Source organism: Streptomyces sp. NPDC001599 (genome assembly GCF_042893535.1).
In the GTDB taxonomy this organism is placed as follows: domain Bacteria; phylum Actinomycetota; class Actinomycetes; order Streptomycetales; family Streptomycetaceae; genus Streptomyces.
In genome coordinates this window covers 184,052-210,062 of record NZ_JBIAVA010000002.1, presented here as the reverse complement: position 1 = coordinate 210,062, position 26,011 = coordinate 184,052, and the positions used below count along the sequence as shown (strand labels likewise).

Sequence of the window (26,011 nt, the reverse complement as noted above, 5' to 3'; positions counted from 1 at the left end):
GGTTATCGTTGTCTCATGGCCGTCGATCGTGAACAGGTACTGCGCAGCGCCGCGACCCTGCTGACCCGGAAGTCCACCGCCACCATGGACGAGGTCGCCAGGGCCGCCGGCCTCAGCCGGGCCACGCTGCACCGGCACTTCGCCGGACGCGACGCCCTCGTCCGCGCACTGGAGTCGCTCGGCATCGCCGAGTGCGAGGCCGCCCTCGCGGCGGCCCGCACCGACGAGGGCCCGGCGGCCGACGCGGTGCGCCGACTGGTCCGCGAGATGGAACCCTCCGCCGGTCTGCTCGCCTTCCTCTACACCGAGAACCAGCTGTTCGAGGGCGAGGAGCAGAACGAGGGCTGGACCCGCATCGACACCGGGCTGACCGAGCTGTTCCGCAGGGGCCAGGAGGGCGGCGAGTTCCGCATCGACCTCACGCCCGCCTGGCTCACCGAGGCGCTGTACGGCCTGCTGGCCTCCGGCGCCTGGGCGGTGGCCGAGGGCCGCGTGGCCCGCAACGACTTCACCCACATGATCGTCGAGCTGCTGCTCGGCGGCGCACTCCGGAGAGAGGAACCATGACCCGCACCCTGCGGCCGGCCCACCCGACCGAGGCGGTGAAGCGCCCCGGCCGCTGGCTGGCGCTGTCCGTCCTGGTGCTGGCCGTGCTGCTGGTGGCCGTCGACGCGACCGTCCTCGGTCTCGCGACCCCCTACATCAGCGAGGACCTCGCGCCCTCCGGCACGCAGCTGCTCTGGATCGGCGACGTCTACTCCTTCGTCATCGCCGGCCTGCTCGTCTCCATGGGCAGCCTCGGCGACCGCATCGGCCGCAAGCGGATCCTGCTCGTCGGCGCCACCGCGTTCGGCGCGATCTCCGTCCTCAACGCCTACGCGCACACCCCCGAGCTCATGATCCTCGCCCGGGCCCTGCTCGGCGTCGCGGGCGCCACCCTGATGCCCGCCACCCTCGCCCTGATCCGCAACCTCTTCCACGACCCGCGTGAACGCAGCCTCGCCGTCGGCATCTGGGGCGCGGCCGCCTCCGCCGGCGCGGCGGTCGGTCCGGTCGTCGGCGGGTTCCTGCTGGAGCACTTCTGGTGGGGCTCCGTCTTCCTGATCAACCTGCCCGTGATGGCCGTCCTGGTCGTCGTCGGCGTGAAAATGCTGCCCGAGTCCCGCAACCCGAACCCGGGCCCCTGGGACCTGGCCAGCGTCGCCCTGTCCCTGATCGGGATGGTCGGTGTCGTGTACGCCGTCAAGGAGACCGCCGCCCACGGGTTCGCCTGGACCACGCTCGCCGCGGGCCTGCTGGGCGCCGCCGCGCTCTACGGCTTCGTCCGCCGCCAGCTGACCATGCCGGTCCCGCTGCTCGACATGCGGCTGTTCCGCAACCGGGGCTTCAGCGGCGCGGTCCTGGCCGACCTGCTGACCATCCTGGGCCTGTCGGGGCTGGTGTTCTTCCTCTCCCAGTACCTGCAACTCGTCCAGGGCAGGCGGCCCTTCGAGGCGGGCCTGGCCGAACTGCCCGCCGCCGTCGGCGCGGTGGTGGCCGGTCTGATCGCGGGCCGCGCGGCCCGGCGCTTCTCGGTCCGTGCCGTGGTCTCCGGCGGGCTCGCCGCCGTCGGCCTCGCCCTCGCCGCGCTGACCGTCATCGGCCAGCACACCGGCTATCCGCTGCTCGGTGCGGCCCTGCTGGTCGTCGGCCTCGGCGCGGGCTTCGCCTTCACCGTCACCGCCGACGTGATCCTCTCCAGCGTCCCCGGGGAACAGGCGGGCGCCGCCTCGGCGGTCTCCGAGACGGCGTACGAACTCGGCGCCGCGCTCGGCATCGCGGTGCTGGGCTCCATCGTGACCGGCGTCTACCGCGACTTCACCGGACCCGCGGGCACTCCGGACGCCGCCCACGAGTCGCTGGGCGGCGCGGTGGAGGCCGCCGCCCGCCTCCCCGGCCCCGCCGGCCAGGCGCTGCTGGACTCCGCCCGGCAGGCCTTCGTCGACGGCCTGACCCTCGCGGCGGGCGTCGGTGCCGCCGTGCTCCTGGCCGCCGCCGCGGCGTCCTGGTACCTGCTGCGCGGCCAGCGCCTGGAGGACGGGGTGGAACACCCCGGCCTGGAGGACGGGGTGGAACACCCCTAGCCCGGGGCGCGGAAACGCGATACGGCGGACCGCTCACCGAGCGGTCCGCCGTATCGCGTGCGGGGGTCGGCGGTGCTACGCCGCCTTCGCCTTGCTCGCGTACATGTCCACGTACTCCTGGCCCGACAGCCGCATGACCTCCGTCATCACCGAGTCGGTCACCGCCCGCAGCACATAGCGGTCGCGGTCCATGCCCTCGTAGCGGGAGAACTCCATCGCCTCGCCGAAGCGGACCGTGACCCGGCCCGGCCGGGGCAGACCCGCGCCGCCCGGCTGGAGCTTGTCGGTGCCGATGACGGCGAACGGCACCACCGGGGCGCCCGTCATCAGGGTGAGCCGGGCGATACCGGTGCGGCCGCGGTAGAGGCGGCCGTCGGGGGAGCGCGTGCCCTCCGGGTAGATACCGAAGACGTGGCCCTCCTCCAAGATGCGGCGGCCGGTCATCAGCGCCGCCACCCCGCCCCGGCCGCCGTCCCGGTCGACCGGGACCATGCCGACCCCGGTGAAGAACCAGGCCATCAGCCGGCCCTTGAGGCCCTTGCCGGTGACGTACTCGTCCTTGCCGATGAAGAAGACCTGCCGGTCGCAGGTCAGGGGCATGATCACCGAGTCGATGAAGGTGAGGTGGTTGCCGGCCAGGATCACCGGACCGTCGCCCGGGATGTTCTCCACACCCTCCACCCGTGTGCGGAACATCAGGCGCATGATCGGACCGAGCACTGCCTTGATGAACACGAAGCGGGACAACGTGGCCCTCCGGTGTCGGGGATGCGGTATGAGTCTGTGCAGGTGAGGACATTACTCGCGGCCCGGGGGATCACGCACCTCGGGTCACCCGGGCCCGGTGCGTCCAACGGCGCGTATGGACGCGTATTGACGCGTGTTCACCGGGTACGGCCGGGATCGAAGCACACACGACACCCGGTCCGCGTGAGGCGCGCCGCCCGGGGGACGCCACCGGGCCTGTGTCCTTCGCGTACCCCGCCACGCCGCCGCCAAGCCGACGCCACGTCAGCCGTCCAGCCCCACACGACACCTCAGTGCACCCGCGTGTTCCGGCCGCGGTCTCCCGCTCGTCATGTACGCGCCCCTACGATCGGCGCGCACGGGACGGTCAACGGCAGGAGGACCCCATGGGAACGCAGGAGTCGGACGAGCGGGCGGGCGGCGGCACCGGACGGCGGGCGCTCCTCGGGGCGGCGGTGCTCGGCGCGGGCGGAGCGGTACTCGGCCTGCCCGGCACGGCCAGAGCCGCAGGCACCCGGCACGGCGGCGGGGTCGGGAGCCTGCCCGTGCCGACCGTCATCGGTCACCGCGGTGCCAGCGGCTACCGCCCCGAGCACACCTTCGGCTCCTACGAACTGGCCCTCGACATGGGCGCCGACATCGTCGAGGCCGGTGACCTGGTCCCCACGAAGGACGGCCACCTCGTCTGCCGGCACGAGCCGGAGATCGGCGGCACCACGGACGTCGCCGACCACCCGGAGTTCGCCGACCGCAAGCGCACCAAGCTGCTCGACGGGGTCTCCACCACCGGCTGGTTCACCGAGGACTTCACGCTCGCCGAGCTGAAGACGCTCCGCGCCACCGAGCGCATCCCGGCCAACCGCCCGCACAACACCCTCTACGACGGCCGCTGGGAGATCCCCACCTTCGAGGAGGTGCTGCGCTGGCAGAACGAGCAGACCCGCAGGCGCGGCAAGCAGGTCTGGATCTACCCGGAGCTCAAGCACCCCACCTACTTCCGCAAGCTCGGCCTCGGCACGGAGGAGCGCCTGGCACGGCTGCTGCGCAAGTACGGCAAGGACCGCAAGAACTCGCCCGTCATCATCCAGTCCTTCGAGCCCACCAGCATCCAGCGGATGAACAAGCTGGTCGGCAACCCCCTCGCCGTCCTGCTGTCGGGCGCGAACAGCCGTCCCTGGGACTTCGTCGAGACCGGCGACCCGCGCACCACGGCCGACCTCGTCACGCCCAAGGGCCTCAAGGAGATCGCCTCCTACGCGCAGGGCATAGGCCCCACCCTCGACCTGATCATCCCCAAGGACTCCGCCGGGCGGCTCACCGAGCCGACGACGCTCGTCCGCGACGCACACCGGGCGGGCCTGATCCTGCACCCGTACACCATGCGCAACGAGAACCCCTTCCTGCCCGCCGAGTTCCGCAAGGGCAGCGACCCCGACGGCTACGGCGACGTCTTCGGCGCGTTCCGGGCGTACTTCGCCACCGGCATCGACGGCGTCTTCACCGACAACCCGGACACCGGCGTGCTGGCCCGCGAATACTTCGTCAACGGCGTCAACGGCGTCAACGGCGTCAACGGCTGAGCGCACACCCCCGGTTGGGGTGACCTTCGGCCGTCCGGGCAACCCGCCGCCCGGGCGGCCGCGTCGATGTGCATATGACGGACGACCTGGTCACCTCCCTGCGCCCCCTGCTCACCGCCGAGGCCTCGGCCGAGGCATATGCGTCCGGAGCCGAGCCCGGCGACCTGGAACAGGCCGTCTGGCTGCGCCTGCTGGAACGCCTGGAGGCCGACGGCCCGCCCCCCGACCCGCACCGCTGGCTGCGCAGCGCCGTGCGCACCGAGGCCCGCCGCACCCGCCGCAGGGCCCGTCACGAGCGGCCGTACGGGACCGAACCCGCCGGTGTCGCCGCGTACGCGTACGCGTACGAGCCGGAGCGGATCGCGCTCACCGCGGCCCGGCACCGCGCCCTGCGCGAGGCCGTGCGCCGGCTGCCCGGGCGCTGCCCCCGGCTGATGGAGGCCCTGTTGTCACCCAGAGACCTCACATACCGGGAAATCGCGGGGGAGTTGGGTATCTCACAGGGCAGTCTTGGTCCGGAACGCTCCCGATGTCTGGGATGTCTGCGTCGATTGCTGACGCCGGAGGTTGCGGCCGGCTGAGGACGGGGATAGGAGTGGGGGACCACAGGTGATCAGGTGAGCGGGAGGCATGCGCACATGGGCATGAGCGTGACCATCTCGGCGGCGACCGAACAGGATGCCGAGCAGATCTTCCGGCTGCAGTACCTCTGCTTCCAGAGCGAGGCGGCGCTGTACGCCAACTACCGCATCGACCCGCTCGTCCAGACCCTGGACTCCGTGCGCCAGGAGGTCGCCGCCGACTGCGTCTTCGTGGCGCGGCTCGGCGACGAGGTCGTCGGCTCGGTGCGGGGGCGGGTGACCGAGGACGGGGCGGCGTCCATCGGCAAGCTCTGCGTCCACCCCCGCCTCCAGGGACACGGCATCGGTGCCCGGCTGCTGCGGGCCGCCGAGTCCACCCTGGGCGGGGAGCGCGGTGCCAAGCGGTTCCGGCTGCACACCGGGCACCGCAGCGAGAGCAACCTGCGGCTGTACCGCCGGGTCGGCTACGAGACGGTCGGGACCGCCGAGGGTGCCGACGGCGTACCCATGATCGTCCTGGAGAAGCCGGCCGGGACGTACGCGACCACGGCCTGAGGGCACCACGGCCCGAGGGCACCGCGGCCCGAGGGCGACCGCCCGGCGACCGCCGGGCCCCGCGACCGCTACGCGGTGCGGGCCCGGCGCAGCCAGTACAGGGCCGACAGCGGCAGCAGCACCGGAATGAAGAGGTACCCCATCCCGTAGTCCGACCACACGGTCGTGTCGGCGAAGGCGGACGGCTCCACCAGTGTCCAGGTGCCGACGGTCAGCACGCCCGCCAACTCGGCGGCGCAGCACACCTGCGCGGCTTTGCGGGCCGTCTCGCCGCCGCGCACCAGGGTGTACGTGATGAATCCGTAGACGACGCCCGCGAGAGCCGACAGCGAGTAGGCGAGCGGGGCCCGGTCGAAGTCCGTCGCGATCTGGTACGCGGACCGCGACACCGCGCCGACGACCATCACGCCGTACAGCCACACCAGCAGGATGCCGGGCCCGCCGATCAGCCGCTGCCCGGCCCGCTTCTCCTCCGTGGCCACCACGTCAGCCTCCCCAGATGTCGAACAGCCGCACCTCGAGGACGGCGAGGACGACACCGCCGGCCGCGACCGTCACCGAACCCCAGCGGGTGCGCTCGGCCAGCGACATGAACCCCGCCGCCGGCACACAGGCGAAGGCACCCAGCAGATACGCCACGAAGATCGTCGTGCCCTGCTCCGGTTCCTCGCCCCGCGCCAGCTGCACGATGCCGACCACCAGCTGGATCAGCGCCAGCGCCGAGACCGCGGCCATGCCGATGAAGTGCCAGTCCTTCGTCGGCTGGTCGCGATAGGCGGCCCAGCCGCACCAGGCGGCCAGCAGCAGTGCGGCGACGCCGGTCACCAGCGTCAGGACGTCAAGCATGGCAGCGAGCCTATTACGGCTGAAAAGGGCCGCGGTCCCCGGCCCCGTAGGGTCGGGGGCATGAAGCTCCACGCACAGGCCCTCCTGTTCGACAACGACGGCACCCTCGTCTCCTCCCTGGAATCCGTGCGCCGCTGCTGGACGCGCTGGGCCGTCGAGTACGGGATCACCGCCGAGCGGTTCGGGCAGGTGGAACTGCACGGCCGGCCGGCCGCCGAGATAGCCGCCGACCTGCTGCCCACCGCGAGGGTCGCCGAGGCGGTCGCGCGGATCGAACAGCTGGAGGTCGAGGACGTGCCGGGCGGGGGCGTGCGCCTGCTGCCCGGCACCCGCAACTTCCTCGACGCGCTCCCGGCAGACCGCTGGGCCGTCGTCACCTCTGCCACCCGGCGCCTCGCCGAGGCCCGCCTCGACGCCGTCGGCATCCTCCCCAAGACTCTGATCGCCGCCGACGACATCACCCGCGGCAAGCCCGACCCCGAGCCCTACCTGCTCGGCGCCCGCGCCTTGGGCGTCGACCCGGCCGACTGCGTCGTCTTCGAGGACGCCCCCGCCGGGCTCCAGGCCGGCCGCGCCGCCGGCATGCGGACCGTGGCGTTGGCCACAACCCACCGGGCCGACGAACTCGACGCCGACCTCGTCGTCACCGACCTCTCGGCCTTGTCGGCACTGGCCACCGAGGACGGAGTCGAGATCACCGTCCGGGGCTGATCCGCGCCGTCCGCGACCACCCACCGTCCACCGCTGTCCAGTATCCGGACAGCGGTCTCCGGACAGGGCCGTAGGTCTGCTTTACTGATCCGCATGAGCACCACGAGCGACCGCACCCCTGCGACCGAGGCGACCACGACGCCCGGTGCTCGTTGTATGTGCCTTCGAATGTGCGCCTTCTAGAGGGCCCCCGCACCACCTGAGCCTCGCGCCCCGAAGCGAGCGCCCGCGCCTGTCCGCCCGCGCCCGACGCGCACGCGGCCGAGCCACGCCCCCGCGCACACGTTTCTCCCCGGTCCCACCGCCATGGCGCACCGCCACCGCGAGAACCGTGCCGCGTTCCGAAGGGCCCAAGAACCCGAAGAACACCGCCCCGTGCCCGGCGCACACCACCGCGCCGCGCACTCGACAGTGACGGAAACCCACGTGATCACCACATCGGGCCTCACCAAGGTCTATCGTTCACGCGGCCGCGAGGTCACCGCCCTGGACGGCGTCGACCTGCACGTCCGCGAGGGCGAGGTGTACGGCGTCATCGGCCAGTCCGGCGCCGGCAAGTCCTCGCTCATCCGCTGCGTCAACCTCCTGGAGCGCCCCACCGCCGGCACGGTCACCGTCGCCGGGCAGGACCTCACCGCGCTGGCCGGCCGCGGCCCCCGCGCGGGCCGGGAACTGCGGCAGGCGCGCAGCCGCATCGGCATGGTCTTCCAGCACTTCAACCTGCTCTCCTCGCGGACCGTCCAGGACAACGTCGAACTGCCGCTGGAGATCCTCGGCAAGTCCGGGAAGGAACGTTCCCGCAAGGCGCTGGAGCTGCTCGACCTCGTCGGTCTCGCCGACAAGGCGGGTGCCTACCCCGCCCAGCTCTCCGGCGGCCAGAAGCAGCGCGTCGGCATCGCCCGCGCCCTGGCCGGCGACCCCAAGGTCCTCCTCTCCGACGAGGCCACCAGCGCCCTCGACCCGGAGACCACCCGCTCCATCCTCCAGCTGCTGCGCGACCTGAACCGGCAGCTCGGGCTGACCGTCCTCCTCATCACCCACGAGATGGACGTCGTCAAGAGCATCTGCGACTCGGCGGCCCTCATGGACCGGGGCCGCGTCGTCGAGTCCGGCACGGTCGGCGAACTGCTCGCCACCCCGGGCTCCGAACTGGCGGCCGCGCTCTTCCCGGTCGGCGGCGACGCCACCGGCGACGACCGCACCGTCCTCGACGTGACCTTCCACGGCGAGGCCGCCACCCAGCCCGTCATCTCCCAGCTGTCGCGCACCTACAACATCGACATATCGATCCTGGGCGCCGCCATCGACACCGTCGGCGGCCTCCAGATCGGCCGGATGCGCATCGAACTGCCCGGCCGCTACGAGGACAACGTCGTGCCCGTCGGCTTCCTGCGCGAACAGGGTCTGCAGATCGACGTGGTGAACGAGACGCCGGAGACGCCGGCGACACCGGCCCAGTCGGCTTCGCTGGTGAAGGAAGGTGCCAAGTGACCTGGTCGCAGATGCAGCCGCTGCTGGAGCAGGCCTCCTGGGAAACCCTGATCATGGTCGGCTGGTCCACCCTGATCGCCGTCGTCGCCGGTCTGCCGCTCGGCGTGCTCCTCGTCCTCACCGACCGGGGCGGCCTGCTGCAGAACGTCGTGGTCAACAAGGTCATCGGGCAGATCGTGAACATCGGCCGCTCGATGCCGTTCATCATCCTCATGGTCGCGCTGATGAGCTTCACCCGCTGGGTCACCGGCACCACCATCGGCAGCGAGGCCGCGATCGTGCCGCTCGCCATCGGCGGCATCCCGTTCTTCGCACGGCTCGTCGAGACCGCCGTGCGCGAGGTCGACGGAGGGCTCGTCGAGGCCGTCCAGTCCATGGGCGGCAACACCTGGACCATCGTCCGCAAGGTGCTGGTCCCCGAGGCGCTCCCGTCGCTGATCGCCAGCACCACCACCACCGTCATCGCCCTCATCGGCTACTCCGCCATGGCCGGCACCGTCGGCGGCGGCGGCCTCGGCGACCTCGCCGTCCGCTACGGCTACCAGCGCTTCGAACCCGACTTCATGTGGATCACCGTCGCGCTCCTGGCCGTCGCCATCTCGCTCATCCAGTTCGCCGGCGACTACGCGGCCCGCACCCTGCACCGCCGCGGCGGACGCGGCGGAACGGCCCCCAGGCTCCGGCTGCTCAGGGCCAAGGAGCCCGCCGCGGCCGACGTCGGCAAGGTCGCCTGACCGCGCCCCCACAGACTCCCCGCCGTACCGGGCGGGGCCGCACCACCTCAGGAAAGGCACTTTTCGTGCGTAACACCGCCAAGTTCACCACCGCCGTCCTCGCCGCCGGAGCCCTCACCCTGGGCCTGACCGCCTGCGGCTCCGAGGACTCCGCCTCCGACACCTCAGGACCGCTGGTCGTCGCCGCGACGCCCGTCCCGCACGCCGAGATCCTCAACTACGTCAAGGACAACCTGGCGAAGAAGGAGGGCCTCGACCTCGAGGTCAAGGAGTTCACCGACTACGTCACGCCGAACACGGCGACGGAGGACGGCTCGGTGGGCGCCAACTACTTCCAGACCGAGCCCTACCTCACGGACTTCAACAAGAAGAACGGCACCCACCTGAAGTCCGTCGCCTCGGTGCACCTGGAGCCCCTCGGCCTCTACTCCAAGAAGGCCGACAAGGTCGGTGACCTGAAGAACGGCGCGACCATAGCCCTGCCCAACGACACGGTCACGGAGGCCCGCGCCCTGCAGCTGCTGGCCTCGGAGGGGCTGCTCACCCTCAAGGACGGCGCCGGCAACTCGGCGACGACCGCCGACATCACCAAGAACCCGAAGAACCTCGAGTTCAAGGAGCTGGAGGCGGCCCAGACCCCCCGTTCCCTCAACGACGTCGACGCTGCCGTCATCAACGGCAACTACGCCCTGGAGGCGGACCTCAAGCCCGCGAAGGACGCCCTCGTACTGGAGTCCGCCGAGAACAACCCGAACGTCAACCTCCTCGTCGTCAAGGAGGGCCAGGAGGACGACCCGCGGGTGAAGAAGCTCGCCAAGCTCCTCACCTCGCCCGAGGTGAAGAAGTTCATCGAGGACAACTACGCCGGGTCCGTGCTCCCCTCCTTCTGAGCCGAACCCCGCGCCACCCACCGGGTCCGCTCCCTGCACACGGGGGCGGACCCGGTGGTGTGGTTGAGTGCTTTCATGCTGCATGCTGGGCAGTTCGAGCAGGCCCTGACGGTTACACAGGTTACGGAGCGGCGCATGACGAGCACCTTCCCCAACATCTCCATCAGCACGGAGCGGTTGGTGCTGCGCCCCCTCGACGAGGACGACGTCCCCGCGCTGGCCGCGATGATGAACGACGAGCAGGTCGCCGCCTGGACCCACGTCCCCCAGCCCTTCACCGAGGACAACGCCGCCACCTGGATCGGCGAGTACGCCCCCGCCGAGCGCACCGCCGGCCGGGGACTCGACCTCGCCGTCACCGAGTTCCTCACCCAGCGACTGGTCGGCATCGTCCAGCTGACCAAGACCAACTGGCACGTACGCTCCACCGAACTCTCCTACATAGTCGCCCCCTGGGCCCGGGGTGAGGGGTACGCGTCCGAGGCGGCGCTCGCCACCGCCCAGTGGCTCTTCGGCGACCAGAAGTTCGAACGCGTCGAGCTGCGCACCGCGGCCGACAACACCGCCTCCCAGCAGGTCGCCCAGAAGATCGGCTGCATCAGCGAGGGCGTGCTGCGCGGCGCCTGCATAGCCCGCGTACGCACCGACGACGGCGTCTGGACGGACGTACGCACCGACTTCATCGTGTGGAGTCTGCTGCCGGAGGACCTGGAGGGCGCCACCGGACAGCTGACCGACGCCGACGGTTTCACCACCTTCACCGACTGGAACTGATACACGGGGGGCGTCCGGCGCCACCACCCCGGACCCAGGCCGCACCAGGTACCCTCACGGGGCGCGCCCGCGACGGTTCCGCGACCACGACCTGCGAAAACCCTGGAGACTGACGACGATGGCCGACCGGGTCACGGTGATCGGCTGGGACGGTTCGCCGCTGACCGCCGCGGCACGCTCCGCACTGGGCGCCGCCACCCTGGTGGCCGGCGCCGCCCACCACCTGGCACTTCCCGAGGTACCGCCCGCCGCCGAACGCATCCGCCTCGGCAGCGTCGCCCTTGCCGCCCGCCGACTCGCCGCGCACCGCGGCACGACGGTCGTGCTGGCCGACGGCGACCCCGGCTTCTTCGGCGTCGTACGCACCCTGCGGGCCCCCGAGTTCGGCCTGGAGGTGGAGGTCGTCCCCGCCGTCTCCTCCGTGGCCGCCGCCTTCGCCCGCGCCGGGATGCCCTGGGACGACGCCCAGGTGGTCGTCGCCCACCCCCGCACCCTGCGACGCGCGGTGAACGTGTGCCGGGCCCACGCCAAGGTCGCGGTCCTCACCTCACCGGGCGCCGGACCGGCCGAGCTCGGCCTGCTGATGGAGGGCGTCCACCGCACCTTCGTCATCTGCGAGGAACTCGGCACCACCCGCGAACGCGTCACCGTCGTCACCTCCGACAAGGCCGCCGACCACACCTGGCGCGACCCGAACGTCGTCATCGTGGCCGGCGGCAGCACCGGCCCGGCCACCGCGGGCGACGGCACCGGCTGGATCGCCGGCCGCGACCCCGCCACGGGACCGCGCGGCTGGTCCCTGCCCGCCGCGGCGTACGGCGGTGAACTGGGCGAGGGCGAGGCCGACCTGCTCCGCACCGCCCAACTCGCCCGGCTCGGGCCCCGCCTCGGCGACCTCGTGTGGGACATCGGCTGCGGCAGCGGTGCCTTCGCCACCGAGGCCGCCCGTGCCGGCGCCGCCGTCATCGCGGTCGACCGGGACCCCGACGCCTGCGCCCGCACCGAGGCCACCGCACGGCAGTTCGGCGTCCAGCTCCAGACCGTGCACGGCAACGCCCCCCACGTCCTGGAGGACCTCCCCGAACCGGACGTCGTCCGGGTCGGCGGCGGGGGAGCGGCCGTGGTCTCCGCGGTCGCCGACCGCCGCCCGCAGCGCATCGTCGCGCACGCCGCGACCCGCGACGCGGCCGAACTCGTGGGCAGGGACCTGACGGAGCACGGGTACCGCGTCGAGTGCGCCCTGCTGCAGTCCGTCGGACTCGACACCCGGGCCTGGACGGAGACGGAGCGGAGCGTCGCGTTCCTGCTCAGCGGAGAGATCGTGCGGCGCGAAGCACCCCGCTGAGGACCGACGAGGACGGCGCCCCGTGATCGGTTGTTCATACCGCGCGGGGTAGGCTGGCGGATTGTTGTACCGCATGCGGACACCCGGCAGTTCGTCAGCCGATGTCCGTAAAAACCCGCACCTTCGGGGGCGGGTGTGGTACGGCAGAACCGGAGGACGCGCAACGTGGCGCAGTCCACAGCGGGCCGTCGCGGATCAAGCTGTCGTGGCGGGGGGACGACCGCGACAATGGCACTCAATGGCTTTGTCGTCTTTTCCCGCGGGTCGTTCGTGCCGCTGGGCACGCCCGCTCGTTCTTCACTACGGGCGGTCGGTGCGCCGTCCCGGGTGAGCTGGTCGTAGAAGCACTAACCGATGGGCGAGGGGTTACGCATGACCGACACCGGCCAGATCCCGGGCGAGGGGCTGCCGGAGAACGCAGGCATGGTGGAGCAGCCGGGCGTCCCCGCACCCGGCGCGTACACCTACCTCTCCGAGGCCACCGCCGAGGACGAGGACCTGTTGTTGCTGCCGGGAGCCCAGAGTGCCTGGGGCAACGAGGTCGCGCCGCCGGCGCCGGAGCCGGTCGTCGAGACCGTGCACCAGCCCGGACCGCACGAGATGTCCGGCCGTGACAGCGGCTCGGTCGACCTCGGCGGCGTCCGCCTGCCCGACCCGGCGCAGGACCCCGCGTCCGCCCCGGTCCCGGCGCGCAGGCCCCTCCACCTCGGTCCGCCGATCCCGGACACCTCCGCCAGCCCGGTCCGCTCCCTCGCCGACCGCGGCCCCGCCGACGCGCCGGTACGGCATCCCGGCCCGCCGACCGCGGGGCCCGAGTACCTCGACGTGCCGCAGGCCGCCGTACCGACTCCGCAGGCGGCGGCACCCTGGGGAGCACAGACGGCGCCGCAGGCCCAGGAGGTCCCGGTGAACGCCGGGGCGGGGCATGCGGAAACGGTTGTTCCGGTACCGGAGCAGCAGCCGGCCGAGCCGGTGGGCGCGGCCCAGGCACTCGTGACCCGCGTCGCCACGGAGGCCGTGGCGGCGACCGGCGGGACGCCCGCGGGCACCGGGGAGCCCGGCGAACCGCAGGAGGCGCCCGCACCGGAGGCGCCCGCACCGGAGGCGCCCGCACCGGAGGCGGCGCACACCGACGCGGAGCAACCGGTCGGTCCCGCGGCGGAAGCCGTACCGGCGCCCGAGGCGGTCCCCGCGGAGCCCGTGACCCCCGTGACCGAGCCCGTTCGTGCGGCGACTGAGGACAACGCCGGGCCCGAGGAGGCGCTCGCGGTTCCGGAGGCCCAGGAGGCCCCCGCGCAGGCGGCTCCCGACGGAGCACCGGCGGAAGTCCCCGCGGAGGTACCCGCGGAAGCACCGCAGGAACTCGACGAACCCCCCGTGGCCGACGGCGTCCCGGAGGTGCCCGCGCCGCAGGAAGCGCCGTCCCCCGAGGCACCCGGGCCCGAACACGGAGACGCCCAGGCACCCGACGCGCCCGTGGCCGCCGCGGAGCCCGAGGTGTCGGCACCCGAAGCGGCCGTGTCCGAAGCGGCCGTGTCCGAAGCGGCCGTGTCCGGGGCCGCAGAACTCGAACCCGAGCCGTCCCCGGCTCCGGCTCCGGCTCCGGAGCAGCCCGCTCCGGTCCAGGTGGAGGCCGCGCAGCCGACGCCCCCGGAGGCACAGCCCGTCCCCGAGGAAGCGCCGAACCCGCAGCAGGACGTCCAGCCGGCGCCGCAGCCCGCCCAGGGACCCCAGTCCCTCATGGACGCCAACATGCGGCAGGAGCAAGACCAGGACGAGGAACAGGAGCAGGAGCAGGAAGAGGCCGTGGTCGTGGCCGACGGCCCCGCGGAGCCCGTAGGGGCGGAAGCGTCCGCCACCGGCGCGCGGGAGCCCGCGCCCGCACCGGCCCCCGTCGCCCAGGAACCGCATCCCGCCCAGCCCGTGGGCCAGTTCCTGCCCGTCGACGGCGGGCAGGTGCCCACGACCCCGCACCTCGCGCCCACCCCGCCCGAGGCAGTCCTGGTCCCGCCGGAGGCGTCCCCCGTACCGGAGCCCGGCGCTGCGGACCCGGTGGCCGAGGAGGCCGTCGCCGCGGTACCGGCGCCGCGCGAGGCCGACCCCGAACTCGTCCAGAGCGTCGACGACCTGGACACCCGGGGCGCCGGCGAGGACGACCACGTGCTTGAAGCCGCCGAGGCGACGGAAGCGCCCGACGCGGAGCCCGCGTCCCAGGAGGCCCGCGCCCCCCAGGAAGCGCCGCACGACGGGGGTCACGACGGGGGTACGGCAGGAGCCGCGGAAGCACCGCAGCCCGTCGGCCCCGCGGCCCCCGCCTACGACGACGCCGAGCGCGCGGCCGTACTCAAGGTCATGCGCGAGCGCCGCGACATCCGCAACGGCTTCCGCAGCGACCCCATCCCGCACGAGGTACTGCTCCGGGTCCTGGAGGCCGCCCACACCGCGCCCTCCGTCGGTCACTCGCAGCCCTGGGACTTCGTCGTCATCCGCTCCGCCGACACCCGTCGCGCCATGCACGAACTGGCGACGCGTCAGCGGGAGGCCTACGCCAAGTCGCTGCCCAAGGGCCGGGCCAAGCAGTTCAAGGAACTGAAGATCGAGGCCATCCTCGACACTCCGGTCAACATCGTCGTCACCGCCGACCCGACCCGCGGCGGCCGGCACACCCTCGGCCGCCACACGCAGCCGCAGATGGCGCCGTACTCCTCCGCGCTCGCCGTCGAGAACCTCTGGCTCGCCGCCCGCGCCGAGGGCCTCGGCGTCGGCTGGGTCAGCTTCTTCGACGAGCGCGAGATGGTCCGCGCCCTCGGCCTGCCCGAACACCTCGACATCGTCGCGTACCTGTGCGTCGGGTACGTCGACGAGTTCCCGGACGAGCCCGAGCTGATGCAGGCAGGCTGGTCCAAGCGCCGCCCGCTGTCCTGGGTGGTGCACGAGGAGACGTACGGCCGGCGCGCCCTGCCCGGCGAGGCGCCGCACGACCTGCTCGCCGAGACCGTCGCGCAGATCCGCCCGCTGGACGCCAAGGCGCTCGGCGAGGCGTGGGAGCGGCAGAAGCGGATGACCAAGCCGGCCGGCGCGCTCGGCATGCTGGAGATCATCTCCGCCCAGCTGTCCGGACTGTCCCGGCAGTGCCCGCCACCCATCCCGGAGCCCGCGGCCGTCGCCGTCTTCGCCGGTGACCACGGTGTGCACGCCCAGGGTGTCACCCCCTGGCCGCAGGAGGTCACCGCCCAGATGGTGGCCAACTTCCTGGGCGGGGGAGCGGTCTGCAACGCCTTCGCCACCCAGGTCGGCGCCGAGGTGTGCGTCGTGGACGTCGGTGTCGCCACCGACCTGCCCGCCACACCGGGCCTGCTGCCCCGCAAGGTGCGCGCGGGCACCTCCGACATGACCACCGGCGCCGCGATGACCCGCGAGGAGGCCAAGCAGGCCATCGAGGTCGGCATCGAGACCGCCCGCGACCTGGTGGCGGCCGGCAACAAGGCGCTGCTCACCGGCGAGATGGGCATCGCGAACACCACCGCGTCCGCCGCGCTCATCTCCGTCTTCACGGGCGCCGACCCGGCCGAGGTCACCGGCCGCGGCACCGGCATCAACGACGAGACGCTGGCCCGCAAGACCGAGGTCGTCCGCCGCGCCCTCGAACTCCACCAGCCGGACCCGGCCGACCCGATCGGCGTGCTCGCGGCGATCGGCGGCTTCGAGCACGCGGCCATGGTCGGTCTGCTGCTCGGCGGCGCCTCGCTGCGCACCCCGGTGATCCTGGACGGCGTCAGCGCCGGTGCCGCCGCCCTGGTGGCCCGCGCGATCGCCCCCGAGGTCCTCGCGGCCTGCATCGCCGGTCACCGCAGCGCCGAGCCCGGCCACGTCGCCGCGCTCAACAAGCTTGGCCTGCGTCCGCTGGTCGACCTGGACCTCCGCCTCGGCGAGGGAACCGGCGCGCTGCTCGCGCTCCCGATGGTGCAGAGCACCGCGCGGGCCATGCACGAGGTGGCGACGTTCGACTCGGCGGGGGTGACCGAGAAGTAGCGGTCGCACGACGCGGGGCCGGCAACCACGGTGCCGGGCCCCGCGTCGGCTGCCACGTTCCAGCCCGTCCGGCGACGGAGTCCATCACTGGGCCAGTGGTCCAATCACCGGACCACGTGGGCCCCACCGGCCACCCCGCCGTAAAATCCGCACGTCAGCGCCACCGCCGCAAGAGGAGCCGTCCCCTCATGGCCGAACACCCCGCCTACCCCGTAGGCCTCCGCCTCACCGGCCGTCGCGTGGTCGTCCTCGGCGGCGGACAGGTCGCCCAGCGCCGCCTGCCCGCCCTGATCGCGGCCGGCGCCGACATCCGCCTCCTCTCCCCGGAGGCGACCCCGTCCGTCGAGGCCATGGCGGACGCGGGTGAGATCACCTGGGAGAAGCGCCCCTACGCGGAGGGGGACCTCGCGGACGCCTGGTACGCCCTGATCGCCACCAGCGACACCGCGGCCAACAACGCCGCCTCCGCCGAGGCCGAGCGGCACCGCGTGTGGTGCGTCCGCTCCGACGATGCCGACCTGGCCACGGCCTGGACCCCGGCGACCGGACACAGCGAGGGCGTCACCGTCGCCGTGCTCACCACCGACGCGCGCCACCGCGACCCCCGCCACACCGCCGCCATCCGCGACGCCGTGGTGGAGGGCCTGCGCGACGGCACCCTCGTCGCCCCGCACCGGCGCACCCGCACACCCGGCGTCGCCCTGGTCGGCGGCGGCCCCGGCGACCCCGACCTGATCACCGTCCGCGGGCGGCGCCTGCTCGCCGAGGCCGACGTCGTCATCGCCGACCGGCTCGGCCCCCGCGACCTGCTCGCCGAGCTGCCGCCGCACGTCGAGGTCATCGACGCGGCCAAGATCCCGTACGGCCGCTTCATGGCCCAGGAGGCCATCAACAACGCCCTGATCGAGCACGCCAAGCAGGGCAAGTCGGTCGTACGGCTGAAGGGCGGCGACCCGTTCGTCTTCGGCCGGGGCATGGAGGAGGCGCAGGCGCTGGCCGAGGCGGGTATCGCGTGCACCGTCGTCCCCGGCATCTCCAGCACCATCTCGGTCCCCGGCGCGGCCGGCATCCCGGTCACCCACCGGGGCGTCGCCCACGAGTTCACCGTGGTCAGCGGGCACGTCGCCCCCGACGACGCGCGTTCCCTGGTCGACTGGCCGTCCCTGGCCAAGCTGACCGGCACGCTTGTGATCCTCATGGGCGTCGACAAGATCGGCAAGATCGCCGGGACCCTGATCGCGCACGGCAAGTCCCCCGACACCCCGGTCGCCCTCGTCCAGGAGGGCACCACGGCCGCCCAGCGCCGGGTGGACGCGACCCTCGCCACCGTGGGCGAGGTGGCCGTCGCCGAGGAGGTCAGGCCGCCCGCCGTCATCGTCGTCGGCGAGGTCGTCGCCGTCGGTCCGCACGGGACGGTCTGACGTGGGCGAGCTCATCACGATCGACGATCCCGACGACCCGCGCCTGCACGACTACACGGGCCTGACCGACGTCGAGCTGCGCCGCCGTCGAGAACCCGCCGAGGGCCTGTTCATCGCCGAGGGCGAGAAGGTCGTCCGGCGGGCCGGCGAGGCGGGCTACGCGATGCGCTCGATGCTGCTGTCCGCCAAGTGGGTCGACACCATGCGCGACATCATCGACGAGGCGCCCGCCCCGGTGTACGTCGTCGACCCGGCGCTCGCCGAACGGGTCACCGGCTACCACGTGCACCGCGGCGCGCTCGCCTCGATGCAGCGCAAGCCGCTGCACACGGCCGCCGGTCTCCTGACGACCGCTCGCCGTGTCGTCGTCATGGAGTCCGTCAACGACCACACCAACATCGGGGCGATCTTCCGCTCCGCCGCCGCGCTCGGCATGGACGCGGTCCTGCTCTCCCCGGACTGCGCGGACCCCCTGTACCGGCGCAGCGTCAAGGTCTCGATGGGCGCGGTCTTCTCCGTCCCGTACGCCCGCCTCGACACCTGGCCGGCCGGTCTGGCGACGGTCGGTGAGGCGGGCTTCACGCTCCTCGCCCTCACCCCCGACGAGCGGGCCGAGCCCCTCGACGCGGTCGCCCCGCACCGCATGGACCGGGTGGCCCTCATGCTGGGCGCCGAGGGCACCGGCCTGTCCCGGCGGGCCCTGGCGGCGTCCGACACGTGGGTGCGCATCCCGATGTCCCACGGCGTCGACTCCCTCAACGTGGGCGCGGCCGCCGCGGTCGCCTTCTACGCGGTGACGGCGGGACGCCCTTCGGCGTAGGGCCTGCCCGGCCCTCAGCGCCCCGGGGTCCGCGACACCGCGGGGCCGCCCGGCGGGTCCACCCGCTCCTGCTGCGTCGCCCGCACGCCGCCGCCCCGTTCGTCGCCGAGCCCGCGCGCGGGCCCCTGGCAGCCCTGTGCGGCGGCGATACCCAGCGCGACCAGCAGCGTCACGACCACGAACACGAACAGACGCTGCCGCAGCAGCCGAGGATTGGCGGGCCGCCGCCAGCGGGTCCCCGTCGTCCTGGGCGCCGTACGGCCGGGGCCGCTGCGCGGTGCGGACCGGCCACCGTCGTTGCGGGAGGAGTTCCGGCCGGTCGTGTCGCGGGAGGAGGGCGTGGGCCGGGACCCGGACCGCGCCCCCGCACCACCACCGCGGGACGGCGTGCCACCGCGCGAGGGCGTCCCGCCACGCGAGGGCGCGCCGCCCCGCGACGGGGCGGAACCCCGGGTCCCGGACCCCCGCGACCCCGACGTGCCGCGCGGAGCGGGCGTGCCCTGCGGGCCAGGCCGGCCCTGCGGACGCCGCTGGGCACGCTCCGGGTAGGTGTCGGCGAGCCGCCCCGTGGGCACGTCCGCCTCACCACTGCGCGGCGCGGGCGGCCGGACGTCGGCCATGCCCTGGGCCTCACGGGCGGCGATCTCCTTGAGCCGCAGCGACAGTTGCAGGGTGCTGGGGCGTTCCTCGGGGTCCTTGGCCAGGCACGCCCGCACCAGCGGGGCGAGCGCGTCCGGGACCCCGTGCAGCTGGGCCTCCTCGTGCACCACGCGGTACAGCATCACCTCGGAACTGCCGTGCCCGAAGGGCGAGTCGCCCATCGACGCGTACGCCAGCGTGGCACCGAGCGAGAACACGTCCGTGGCCGGGGTGACCGCGGCCCCGCGCACCTGCTCCGGCGCGAGGAAGCCGGGGGAGCCGACCGCCGTCCCGACGTGCGTGAGTGTGGAGGCACCGGTGGCCCAGGCGATGCCGAAGTCGATGATCCGCGGCCCCTTCGGGGACAGCAGGATGTTGGACGGCTTCAGGTCCCGGTGCACCACCCCGGCCTCGTGCACCGCGACCAGCCCCTCGGAGAGCGCGGCGCCCACGGCCGCGACGTCGGCCGCGACGAGCGGACCCCCGTCGACGACCTTGTCGTGCAGGGAGGGGCCGGGCACGTACTGCGTGGCGAACCAGGGGCGGTCCGCCTCCAGGTCCGCGGCGACCAGCCGGGCGGTGCAGCCGCCCCGGATGCGCCGGGCCGCCGAGACCTCACGGGCGAACCGCGACCGGAACTCCTGGTCCTCCGCCAGGTCCGGCCGGATGACCTTCAGCGCGACCCGCTGCCCCTTCTTGTCGGAGCCCAGGTAGACCACGCCCATTCCACCCGCGCCGAGCCGCCTGTGAAGCCTGAACGAGCCGACGACGCGCGGGTCCTCGCGCCTCAGGCGCATCATCGCCATGTTCATCCCCGCTGCCCGGTCCCTGTGACGTGGCACAGCTTACGTTTCCACGGCCGCCCGCGCGCAGAGGCCGCGCCCTCTCGCGACAACGGATTGTCAGTGCCCGGCGCGAGAGTTGAGAGGCGGTCAGCACCTGCGCGGCCCGGCCGGTCCCGCTCCGCCCGTGATCCCAACCCGTCGCAGCGGCCGGGGGATTGGGGTGGGCGAGGAGGGCCGGACGGGGAGGGCCAGGGGTGGCGGGGAGCGGCCGCGCACCTGCGGTGTGACGCCGGACGGGGTGCGGCCCGGGGCGGGGGCGGAGGTGCGCGGGGAGGCGGCCGGAGTGAGGGAAGTCACCGGACAGCCCGGAGATACCGGGACACGGTGGGCACCCCGTCCGGGAAGACCCCGAGACCAGGGAGGCGGTCTCCACCCAGGGGAGTAGTCGGCCGGTGACGGCTCATCCTCCGGGAGGCCCGGCAATCGGTACGAGGGCATGACGTCCGGCGATCGCCCGACGCATAGATTTGAGGTCAAGCGGCGGGTGCAGCACTCGTCCCCCGAGGTCAGACACCCGCCGCTGCAACAAGACAACGCGAAAGACTCAACGAACGGTCAGGAGAGGGACCATGGCCCAGACGGTTCCGCGGACACTGGTCCGCACACGGGAAAACCGCCGTCAGGGCCGTCGCCACCCCGCGGTGGCGACGCTCATGGCCCTGCCCCTGGCGGTCCTGCTCCTCCTCGTCTTCGACGGGTGGGAGACAGTGGCCACACAGGCGTCGTCCGTGGGTGTGGTGCTGGGGCGCTGAGCGGCGACCCCAGGCCCGGAAGAGCGGTCCGGGCGGGGACATCCATCCATGAAACCCCGTGGGGACGGGGGTGCGGCGGACGGCAAAATGCCGGCGCAGCTGGGGAGCTGCGCCGGCATTGCTTTTCCCTCCCCGGGCGGCGCCGCGACGGGGAGCGCGGCGGCACACTCCGCCTGCGTACCCTCACCCTCGTGACCACGGACGCCCACGCCCTCCTCCCCGCCCTCCAGGCCCGCGTCAGGGAAACGGCCCACGCCCGCACCCCGGCCTGCCCCTGCGGCGCGGCCACCCTCGCCGACCGCCCCGACGCCACCGTCGTCCGGCACGCGGGCACCGTCGCCAAGGCCCACGCCGAGGACGCCGACCCCGCCGAGCTGTCCCTGCGTGTCACCGCGGCCGCCAGGCTCCCCGGCGTCCTCCTGCCCCCGCTCGCCCCGGCCCCTGTGGACCTGCACGGTCGGCTCGTCACCTACTGGCCCTACGGCACGCCCGTGGACCCCGAGGATCCGGACGCCGCCCCGTGGGAAGCCGCGGCGACCCTCCTAGCCCGTCTCCATTGCACGCCCACCCCGACCGCCCTGCCTCCCATGCGCGGCCCCGCGAAAGCGGCCCTGGCCGCGGCACGCCTGCGCGACACCGCCCCCGACCACCCCGCCACCGCGCCCGTGCTGGCGGCCTGGACCGCCCTCCCCGCCTGGGCGCGCGGCGAGGCCGCCATGCCGGGACCGGCCGCCCTCTGCCACGGCGACCTCCACCTCGGCCAGCTCATACGCCACCCCGCCCCCGACGGGCCCTGGCTGCTGATCGACGTCGACGACCTCGGCACCGGCGTCCCGGCCTGGGACCTGGCCCGCCCCGCGGCCTGGTACGCCTGCGGGCTGCTCCCGCCCGAGGAGTGGCACCGCTTCCTGACCGCCTACCGCGCCGCCGGCGGCCCGGCCGTCCCCGCCGAGGGCGACCCGTGGCCCGCCCTGGACGTCCCGGCCCGCGCCCTCACCGCGCAGACCGCCGCCCGGGCCGTCTCCAAGGCGGTCCTGGAGGGCCGGGCGCTGGACGAGGTGGAGCGTTCCCTCGTCGACGCGTGCGCGCGCATGGCCTCCGTCCGGCCCGACGACCCGCGGGGTTGAGCCGAAGTCGCGCGAAGTAGGGTGCAACCGACCCGGGGCGGGACGGAGTCTGTCCTGGCGATACGCGAAGCAGGACCGACCGGCGAGGAGTTGAGCCGAGCATGCAGTGCCCCAAGTGCCACGCACCGATGCACACCTACAACCGCAACGGCGTTCAGATCGAGCAGTGCAGCGGCTGCCGCGGCATCTTCCTCGACTACGGCGAGCTGGAGTCGCTGACCCGCCTGGAGGCCCAGTGGTCCCAGCCCGCTCCGCCGGCCCCGCCCGCCGCGCCGCAGGCGTACCCGGCGGCCCAGGCGCCGGCCTGGGGCGCCCCGCACGGCGGCGGTCACGGCCACTACGGCCACCACCGCCAGAAGAGCTTCGGCCGCATGCTCTTCTCGAGCTGACCCGCCCACGACGAAGCCCCCGGCCGCTCGAGGCGGCCGGGGGCTTCGTTTTGTGTGGACGATACTGGGATTGAACCAGTGACCTCTTCCGTGTCAGGGAAGCGCTCTCCCGCTGAGCTAATCGTCCTGGAAGCACCAGGTGCGGTACTGCGTGCGCGATACTGGGATTGAACCAGTGACCTCTTCCGTGTCAGGGAAGCGCTCTCCCGCTGAGCTAATCGCGCGGGGATCCTTGCGGACCGGTGATCCTAGCGGATCAGTGGACGATACTGGGATTGAACCAGTGACCTCTTCCGTGTCAGGGAAGCGCTCTCCCGCTGAGCTAATCGTCCTTGGAGGTGGAGACGGGATTTGAACCCGTGTAGACGGCTTTGCAGGCCGTTGCCTCGCCTCTCGGCCACTCCACCAGGAGTGCAGGAGACCCGGGAGGTCTCCTCTTCCTGCGAGCGGACGACGAGGCTCGAACTCGCGACCTCAACCTTGGCAAGGTTGCGCTCTACCAACTGAGCTACGTCCGCCTGTCGGTTCGGTCCGCTTGCGCGGCCCGGCGACGTGATGAACTCTAGCGGATTCCGGGGCCAGCACAAAAACGCGTTTGTGCAGCGTGCTGCGGTGCGTCCGGTCGCGGACCTGGTCAGGGCACCCGGAAGGACACGTTCGGGTCACCCGGGAGCCACCCGCCTAGACTCGGCAGTGTGCTCGACCTCCCTCCCCTCGCCCGCTTCGGCGACCGTCTCGCCACCGGTCTCCTCGACGTCACGAGTGATCCCGCCGCCCTCGAATCCGAGGGGTTCTGGGCCGTCTGCGCGGACTTCGAAGGCCGCCTGACCTGCGCACGCTTCGCGGAGGTGAGGACCGAGCCGGTGCCCGCGCCCAGGCCGGGAGCGTGGCGGGGCCCCGCCGTCGGCGACTGGACGTCGTCGCTCGACCGCGCCGCGTACACGAGGGGCGTACGGCGCATCCGCGACCGCATAGCCGCGGGCGAGGTCTACCAGGCCAACCTCTGCCGGGTGCTCTCCGCGCCCGTCGGCCCCGGCGCCGACGTGGACGCCCTCACCGCCCTGCTGGCCCGCGGCAACCCGGCGCCGTACGCCGGGACGATCCGGCTGCCGGAGCACGGCGTCGAGATCGCCACCGCCTCGCCCGAGCTGTTCCTGCGCCGGGACGGCCGGACGGTCGAGTCCGGGCCGATCAAGGGGACCGGGCGGACCGAGGCCGACCTGCTGGAGAAGGACTACGCCGAGAACGTCATGATCGTGGACCTCGTCCGCAACGACCTGGGGCGCGTCTGCGCCACCGGCACGGTCACGGTGCCCGACCTGTGCGCCGTCGAGAAGCACCCGGGCCTCGTCCACCTGGTCTCCTCGGTGCGCGGCGAGCTGTCCGCGGACGCCGGCTGGCCGGAGCTGCTCGACGCCGCGTTCCCGCCCGGGTCCGTCACCGGCGCGCCCAAGTCCAGCGCCCTGCGGATCATCGAGGCGCTGGAGACCGCGCCCCGGGGCCCGTACTGCGGGGGCGTCGGCTGGGTCGACGCCGACCGGGGCACGGGCGAGCTGGCCGTCGGCATCCGCACCTTCTGGATCGACCGGGCCGCCAACGGCGACGCGCGGCTGCGTTTCGGCACCGGCGCCGGCATCACCTGGGGTTCCGATCCGGAGGGCGAGTGGCGGGAGACCGAACTGAAGGCCTCGCGGCTGCTCGCGGTAGCGTCGGGTGCGTACGAGGTGAACGCGACGGGAGAGGCGCTGGCGACATGAAGATCTGGCTCGACGGCGGGTTGCAGGACATCGGCGCTGCCCGCGTCTCCGTCCTCGACCACGGGCTGACCGTGGGCGACGGCATCTTCGAGACCGTGAAGGCGGTGGACGGCAGGCCGTTCGCGCTGACCCGGCACCTGGACCGGCTGACCCGCTCGGCCCGCGGCCTCGGCCTGCCCGCCCCCGACCTCGACGAGGTCCGCCGCGCCTGTGCCGCCGTGCTGGAGGCCAACCCGATGCCGCTGGGCCGGCTGCGCATCACCTACACCGGCGGCCACGGCCCGCTCGGCTCCGACCGCGGCGAGCACGGCCCGACCCTCGTCGTCGCCCTCGGCGAGACCGGCCGCCGGCCCGACTCCACCGCCGTGATCACGGTGCCGTGGACCCGCAACGAACGCGGTGCGCTCACCGGCCTGAAGACCACCTCCTACGCCGAGAACGTCGTCGCCCTGTCCCGCGCACGCGAACGGGGCGCCTCCGAGGCACTGTTCGGCAACACGGTGGGCCGGCTGTGCGAAGGCACCGGGTCGAACGTCTTCGTCGTCCTCGACGGCGAGATCCACACCCCGCCGGTCGCCTCCGGCTGCCTCGCCGGGATCACCCGCGCACTGGCCGTCGAGTGGACCGGCGCCCGCGAGACCGACCTCCCGCTGGACGCCTTGGAGCGTGCCGACGAGGTCTTCCTGACCTCGACGCTGCGGGACGTACAGGCCGTACACCGGATCGACGACCGCGAACTGCCGGGCGCCCCGGGACCGGTGACGGCCAAGGCCATGCGGATCTTCGAGGAGCGGTCCGGGGACGACCTGGATCCGTGAGCCGGATCCATGTGCCGGATCCATGTGCCGGATCCATGAGCCGGATCCATGTGCCGGATCCGTGAGGCGGATCCATGTGCCGGATCCGTGACCTGGATCGGCGGCCCGCATCCTCGAAGCCGCCGATATTCGGCTGCCGTTCTCGTCCACGGTGGGTAGAACTGCCCTGATGACCACGACCCTGCGGCCGACCGAGCCGCTCCAGCGCGCCGCCGACGGGACCCGTTCGCGCCACTACCAGGTGTGCGTGAACAGCCGCCCCGTCGGTGTGCTGCACCTCGGCACCTCGCCCTCCCTCGGCGACTCGGTGGCCGTGATCCACAAGCTGCGCGTCGACGAACCGGACCGCCGACGCGGCCGGGGCACGGTGGCCGCGCTCGCCGCGGAGGAGGTGGCGCGCGCCTGGGGCTGCCGGCAGATCGAGGCGGGCGTCGCCGGTGACGCCGAGGCGGGCACGCGGCTCGCGCAGGCGCTCGGCTACGCCGTGCGCAACCGCGCCATGGCCAAGCCGCTCGGCGACACTCCGCCCGCACTGCCCGCGGGCAGCCGGGCGCGACCCATGACACCGGAGGACTTCGCCGCCTGGCACGCGTACGAGTCGGAGCGCTACGCCCGGACCTGGATGGAACGGGGCGTGCCCGAGGCCGACGCGCACGCGAAGGCCCGCCGCGATCACGAAGTGCTGCTGCCTCAGGGGCCGGCCACCGAGAACATGCTGTTCAGCGTGTTGGAGCACGAGGGTGAGCGGGTCGGGACCCTGTGGCTGGCGCTGCGCGAGGACGGGGCCTTCGTCTTCGACGTCGAGGCCGACGCCCCGCACCGGGGCCGGGGACACGGCCGCACCCTGATGCGGCTGGCCGAGGCCCAGGCGGTCACCGCCGGCCGCTCCCTGATCGGCCTCAACGTCTTCGCCGGGAACACCGCCGCCGAGCGGCTGTACGAGTCGCTCGGCTACGAGACCACGCGGTACAGCTACTGCAAGCCGCTGCTGTGACGACGGGCGGCGACCCGGCCCCGGGACCCGGCCCCGCCAC

24 protein-coding genes and 5 tRNA genes are annotated in these 26,011 nt (G+C 73.3%); 20 read left to right on the top strand and 9 right to left on the bottom strand.

Features of this window, described 5'->3' with window-relative positions:
• Positions 1 to 15 precede the first annotated feature (15 nt).
• Together ACFYZ3_RS05590 and ACFYZ3_RS05585 are read left to right on the top strand one after the other, a co-directional pair.
• Entirely contained in the window at positions 16 to 567 is a 552-nt protein-coding gene (locus tag ACFYZ3_RS05590) for a TetR/AcrR family transcriptional regulator (RefSeq protein WP_388514194.1), read from the top strand.
• Positions 564 to 2,123: an MFS transporter gene (locus tag ACFYZ3_RS05585; RefSeq protein WP_388514193.1), complete on the top strand. Its 1,560-nt coding sequence runs from the start codon at positions 564 to 566 to the stop codon at positions 2,121 to 2,123. The genes ACFYZ3_RS05590 and ACFYZ3_RS05585 overlap by 4 nt, the downstream gene beginning before the upstream one ends.
• A gap of 75 nt (positions 2,124 to 2,198) precedes the next feature.
• Here the strand turns inward: ACFYZ3_RS05585 and ACFYZ3_RS05580 are convergent, their stop codons facing one another.
• Positions 2,199 to 2,870 carry a 1-acyl-sn-glycerol-3-phosphate acyltransferase gene (locus ACFYZ3_RS05580; protein WP_007447704.1) on the bottom strand — a complete coding sequence of 224 codons (672 nt, stop codon included), beginning with the start codon at positions 2,868 to 2,870 and terminating at the stop codon, positions 2,199 to 2,201.
• 386 nt (positions 2,871 to 3,256) lie between these two features.
• Here ACFYZ3_RS05580 and ACFYZ3_RS05575 point away from each other — a divergent pair, with 386 nt between their 5' ends.
• The 3 genes from ACFYZ3_RS05575 to ACFYZ3_RS05565 all read left to right on the top strand — a co-directional run bounded on the left by ACFYZ3_RS05575 (position 3,257) and on the right by ACFYZ3_RS05565 (position 5,586).
• Entirely contained in the window at positions 3,257 to 4,450 is a 1,194-nt protein-coding gene (locus ACFYZ3_RS05575) for a glycerophosphodiester phosphodiesterase (protein WP_388514192.1), read from the top strand.
• 74 nt (positions 4,451 to 4,524) lie between these two features.
• On the top strand, positions 4,525 to 5,031 hold the full coding sequence (locus tag ACFYZ3_RS05570) for a sigma-70 family RNA polymerase sigma factor (protein WP_388514191.1): 507 nt from the start codon (positions 4,525 to 4,527) through the stop codon (positions 5,029 to 5,031).
• Positions 5,032 to 5,088: 57 nt separating this feature from the next.
• Positions 5,089 to 5,586 (top strand): GNAT family N-acetyltransferase, encoded by a 498-nt coding sequence (locus ACFYZ3_RS05565; RefSeq protein ID WP_356866167.1) that lies wholly within the window; start codon positions 5,089 to 5,091, stop codon positions 5,584 to 5,586.
• Between the two features lie 68 nt (positions 5,587 to 5,654).
• Here ACFYZ3_RS05565 and ACFYZ3_RS05560 read toward each other — a convergent pair whose 3' ends face one another.
• Positions 5,655 to 6,071: a hypothetical protein gene (locus ACFYZ3_RS05560; RefSeq protein WP_388514189.1), complete on the bottom strand. Its 417-nt coding sequence runs from the start codon at positions 6,069 to 6,071 to the stop codon at positions 5,655 to 5,657.
• A gap of 1 nt (position 6,072) precedes the next feature.
• On the bottom strand, positions 6,073 to 6,432 hold the full coding sequence (locus tag ACFYZ3_RS05555) for a hypothetical protein (RefSeq protein ID WP_361010706.1): 360 nt from the start codon (positions 6,430 to 6,432) through the stop codon (positions 6,073 to 6,075).
• 60 nt (positions 6,433 to 6,492) lie between these two features.
• Between ACFYZ3_RS05555 and ACFYZ3_RS05550 the strand changes: the two genes are divergently transcribed.
• The 9 genes from ACFYZ3_RS05550 (at position 6,493) to ACFYZ3_RS05510 (ending at position 18,650) form a co-directional block, all read left to right on the top strand.
• Positions 6,493 to 7,143, top strand: a complete 651-nt coding sequence (locus ACFYZ3_RS05550; RefSeq protein ID WP_388514188.1) for an HAD family hydrolase — start codon at positions 6,493 to 6,495, stop codon at positions 7,141 to 7,143.
• 426 nt (positions 7,144 to 7,569) lie between these two features.
• Positions 7,570 to 8,634, top strand: coding sequence for a methionine ABC transporter ATP-binding protein (locus ACFYZ3_RS05545; RefSeq protein WP_388514186.1), 1,065 nt, complete (start codon positions 7,570 to 7,572; stop codon positions 8,632 to 8,634).
• A complete protein-coding gene (locus ACFYZ3_RS05540; RefSeq protein WP_388514184.1) occupies positions 8,631 to 9,368 on the top strand; it encodes a methionine ABC transporter permease in 738 nt (245 codons plus the stop codon). Before ACFYZ3_RS05545 ends, ACFYZ3_RS05540 begins: the two co-directional genes overlap by 4 nt.
• A 65-nt stretch (positions 9,369 to 9,433) precedes the next feature.
• On the top strand, positions 9,434 to 10,258 hold the full coding sequence (locus tag ACFYZ3_RS05535; protein WP_388514183.1) for a MetQ/NlpA family ABC transporter substrate-binding protein: 825 nt from the start codon (positions 9,434 to 9,436) through the stop codon (positions 10,256 to 10,258).
• Between the two features lie 135 nt (positions 10,259 to 10,393).
• On the top strand, positions 10,394 to 11,032 hold the full coding sequence (locus tag ACFYZ3_RS05530) for a GNAT family N-acetyltransferase (RefSeq protein ID WP_388514182.1): 639 nt from the start codon (positions 10,394 to 10,396) through the stop codon (positions 11,030 to 11,032).
• 118 nt (positions 11,033 to 11,150) lie between these two features.
• Complete coding sequence (cbiE, locus tag ACFYZ3_RS05525) at positions 11,151 to 12,377, top strand: precorrin-6y C5,15-methyltransferase (decarboxylating) subunit CbiE (protein ID WP_388514180.1); 1,227 nt, start codon at positions 11,151 to 11,153, stop codon at positions 12,375 to 12,377.
• Positions 12,378 to 12,749: 372 nt separating this feature from the next.
• On the top strand, positions 12,750 to 16,409 hold the full coding sequence (cobT, locus tag ACFYZ3_RS05520; RefSeq protein WP_388514178.1) for a nicotinate-nucleotide--dimethylbenzimidazole phosphoribosyltransferase: 3,660 nt from the start codon (positions 12,750 to 12,752) through the stop codon (positions 16,407 to 16,409).
• A gap of 188 nt (positions 16,410 to 16,597) precedes the next feature.
• Complete coding sequence (gene cobA, locus ACFYZ3_RS05515) at positions 16,598 to 17,830, top strand: uroporphyrinogen-III C-methyltransferase (RefSeq protein WP_388514176.1); 1,233 nt, start codon at positions 16,598 to 16,600, stop codon at positions 17,828 to 17,830.
• Position 17,831: 1 nt separating this feature from the next.
• Positions 17,832 to 18,650, top strand: a complete 819-nt coding sequence (locus tag ACFYZ3_RS05510) for a TrmH family RNA methyltransferase (protein WP_388514174.1) — start codon at positions 17,832 to 17,834, stop codon at positions 18,648 to 18,650.
• Positions 18,651 to 18,664: 14 nt separating this feature from the next.
• On the opposite strand, the gene ACFYZ3_RS05505 is transcribed toward ACFYZ3_RS05510, so the two are convergent.
• Complete coding sequence (locus tag ACFYZ3_RS05505; protein WP_388514172.1) at positions 18,665 to 20,101, bottom strand: protein kinase; 1,437 nt, start codon at positions 20,099 to 20,101, stop codon at positions 18,665 to 18,667.
• A 602-nt stretch (positions 20,102 to 20,703) separates the two neighbouring features.
• Here ACFYZ3_RS05505 and ACFYZ3_RS05500 point away from each other — a divergent pair.
• The 3 genes from ACFYZ3_RS05500 to ACFYZ3_RS05490 all read left to right on the top strand — a co-directional run bounded on the left by ACFYZ3_RS05500 (position 20,704) and on the right by ACFYZ3_RS05490 (position 22,402).
• Positions 20,704 to 20,886, top strand: a complete 183-nt coding sequence (locus tag ACFYZ3_RS05500; RefSeq protein WP_003977275.1) for a membrane protein — start codon at positions 20,704 to 20,706, stop codon at positions 20,884 to 20,886.
• Positions 20,887 to 21,077: 191 nt separating this feature from the next.
• Positions 21,078 to 22,013 (top strand): phosphotransferase, encoded by a 936-nt coding sequence (locus tag ACFYZ3_RS05495; RefSeq protein ID WP_388514170.1) that lies wholly within the window; start codon positions 21,078 to 21,080, stop codon positions 22,011 to 22,013.
• 101 nt (positions 22,014 to 22,114) lie between these two features.
• Positions 22,115 to 22,402, top strand: a complete 288-nt coding sequence (locus tag ACFYZ3_RS05490) for a zf-TFIIB domain-containing protein (protein ID WP_109033875.1) — start codon at positions 22,115 to 22,117, stop codon at positions 22,400 to 22,402.
• A 55-nt stretch (positions 22,403 to 22,457) separates the two neighbouring features.
• Here ACFYZ3_RS05490 and ACFYZ3_RS05485 read toward each other — a convergent pair.
• The 5 genes from ACFYZ3_RS05485 to ACFYZ3_RS05465 form a co-directional block, all read right to left on the bottom strand.
• Positions 22,458 to 22,529, bottom strand: a tRNA-Val gene (locus ACFYZ3_RS05485).
• Positions 22,530 to 22,554: 25 nt separating this feature from the next.
• Positions 22,555 to 22,626 (bottom strand) — tRNA-Val (locus ACFYZ3_RS05480).
• Between the two features lie 36 nt (positions 22,627 to 22,662).
• Positions 22,663 to 22,734 (bottom strand) — tRNA-Val (locus ACFYZ3_RS05475).
• A 1-nt stretch (position 22,735) separates the two neighbouring features.
• Positions 22,736 to 22,809 (bottom strand) — tRNA-Cys (locus ACFYZ3_RS05470).
• Between the two features lie 38 nt (positions 22,810 to 22,847).
• A tRNA-Gly gene (locus ACFYZ3_RS05465) sits at positions 22,848 to 22,920 on the bottom strand.
• A gap of 177 nt (positions 22,921 to 23,097) precedes the next feature.
• On the opposite strand from ACFYZ3_RS05465, the gene ACFYZ3_RS05460 reads away from it, so the two are divergent.
• From ACFYZ3_RS05460 to ACFYZ3_RS05450, 3 genes are all read left to right on the top strand, one after another.
• A complete protein-coding gene (locus ACFYZ3_RS05460) occupies positions 23,098 to 24,159 on the top strand; it encodes a chorismate-binding protein (protein ID WP_388514168.1) in 1,062 nt (353 codons plus the stop codon).
• Positions 24,156 to 24,977, top strand: a complete 822-nt coding sequence (locus tag ACFYZ3_RS05455; protein ID WP_388514166.1) for an aminotransferase class IV — start codon at positions 24,156 to 24,158, stop codon at positions 24,975 to 24,977. The genes ACFYZ3_RS05460 and ACFYZ3_RS05455 overlap by 4 nt, the downstream gene beginning before the upstream one ends.
• 169 nt (positions 24,978 to 25,146) lie before the next feature.
• Positions 25,147 to 25,971 carry a GNAT family N-acetyltransferase gene (locus ACFYZ3_RS05450; RefSeq protein ID WP_388514164.1) on the top strand — a complete coding sequence of 275 codons (825 nt, stop codon included), beginning with the start codon at positions 25,147 to 25,149 and terminating at the stop codon, positions 25,969 to 25,971.
• Positions 25,972 to 26,011 lie beyond the last annotated feature (40 nt).

Bases quoted from the DNA above. Each gene is read 5' to 3' on its own strand.
- ACFYZ3_RS05590 (WP_388514194.1), top strand. From the start codon at position 16: ATGGCCGTCGATCGTGAACAGGTACTGCGCAGCGCCGCGACCCTGCTG.
- ACFYZ3_RS05585 (WP_388514193.1), top strand. From the start codon at position 564: ATGACCCGCACCCTGCGGCCGGCCCACCCGACCGAGGCGGTGAAGCGC.
- ACFYZ3_RS05575 (WP_388514192.1), top strand. From the start codon at position 3,257: ATGGGAACGCAGGAGTCGGACGAGCGGGCGGGCGGCGGCACCGGACGG.
- ACFYZ3_RS05570 (WP_388514191.1), top strand. From the start codon at position 4,525: ATGACGGACGACCTGGTCACCTCCCTGCGCCCCCTGCTCACCGCCGAG.
- ACFYZ3_RS05565 (WP_356866167.1), top strand. From the start codon at position 5,089: ATGGGCATGAGCGTGACCATCTCGGCGGCGACCGAACAGGATGCCGAG.
- ACFYZ3_RS05555 (WP_361010706.1), bottom strand. From the start codon at position 6,432: ATGCTTGACGTCCTGACGCTGGTGACCGGCGTCGCCGCACTGCTGCTG.
- ACFYZ3_RS05550 (WP_388514188.1), top strand. From the start codon at position 6,493: ATGAAGCTCCACGCACAGGCCCTCCTGTTCGACAACGACGGCACCCTC.
- ACFYZ3_RS05530 (WP_388514182.1), top strand. From the start codon at position 10,394: ATGACGAGCACCTTCCCCAACATCTCCATCAGCACGGAGCGGTTGGTG.
- cbiE (WP_388514180.1), top strand. From the start codon at position 11,151: ATGGCCGACCGGGTCACGGTGATCGGCTGGGACGGTTCGCCGCTGACC.
- cobT (WP_388514178.1), top strand. From the start codon at position 12,750: ATGACCGACACCGGCCAGATCCCGGGCGAGGGGCTGCCGGAGAACGCA.
- cobA (WP_388514176.1), top strand. From the start codon at position 16,598: ATGGCCGAACACCCCGCCTACCCCGTAGGCCTCCGCCTCACCGGCCGT.
- ACFYZ3_RS05505 (WP_388514172.1), bottom strand. From the start codon at position 20,101: ATGAACATGGCGATGATGCGCCTGAGGCGCGAGGACCCGCGCGTCGTC.
- ACFYZ3_RS05500 (WP_003977275.1), top strand. From the start codon at position 20,704: ATGGCCCAGACGGTTCCGCGGACACTGGTCCGCACACGGGAAAACCGC.
- ACFYZ3_RS05490 (WP_109033875.1), top strand. From the start codon at position 22,115: ATGCAGTGCCCCAAGTGCCACGCACCGATGCACACCTACAACCGCAAC.
- ACFYZ3_RS05455 (WP_388514166.1), top strand. From the start codon at position 24,156: ATGAAGATCTGGCTCGACGGCGGGTTGCAGGACATCGGCGCTGCCCGC.
- ACFYZ3_RS05450 (WP_388514164.1), top strand. From the start codon at position 25,147: ATGACCACGACCCTGCGGCCGACCGAGCCGCTCCAGCGCGCCGCCGAC.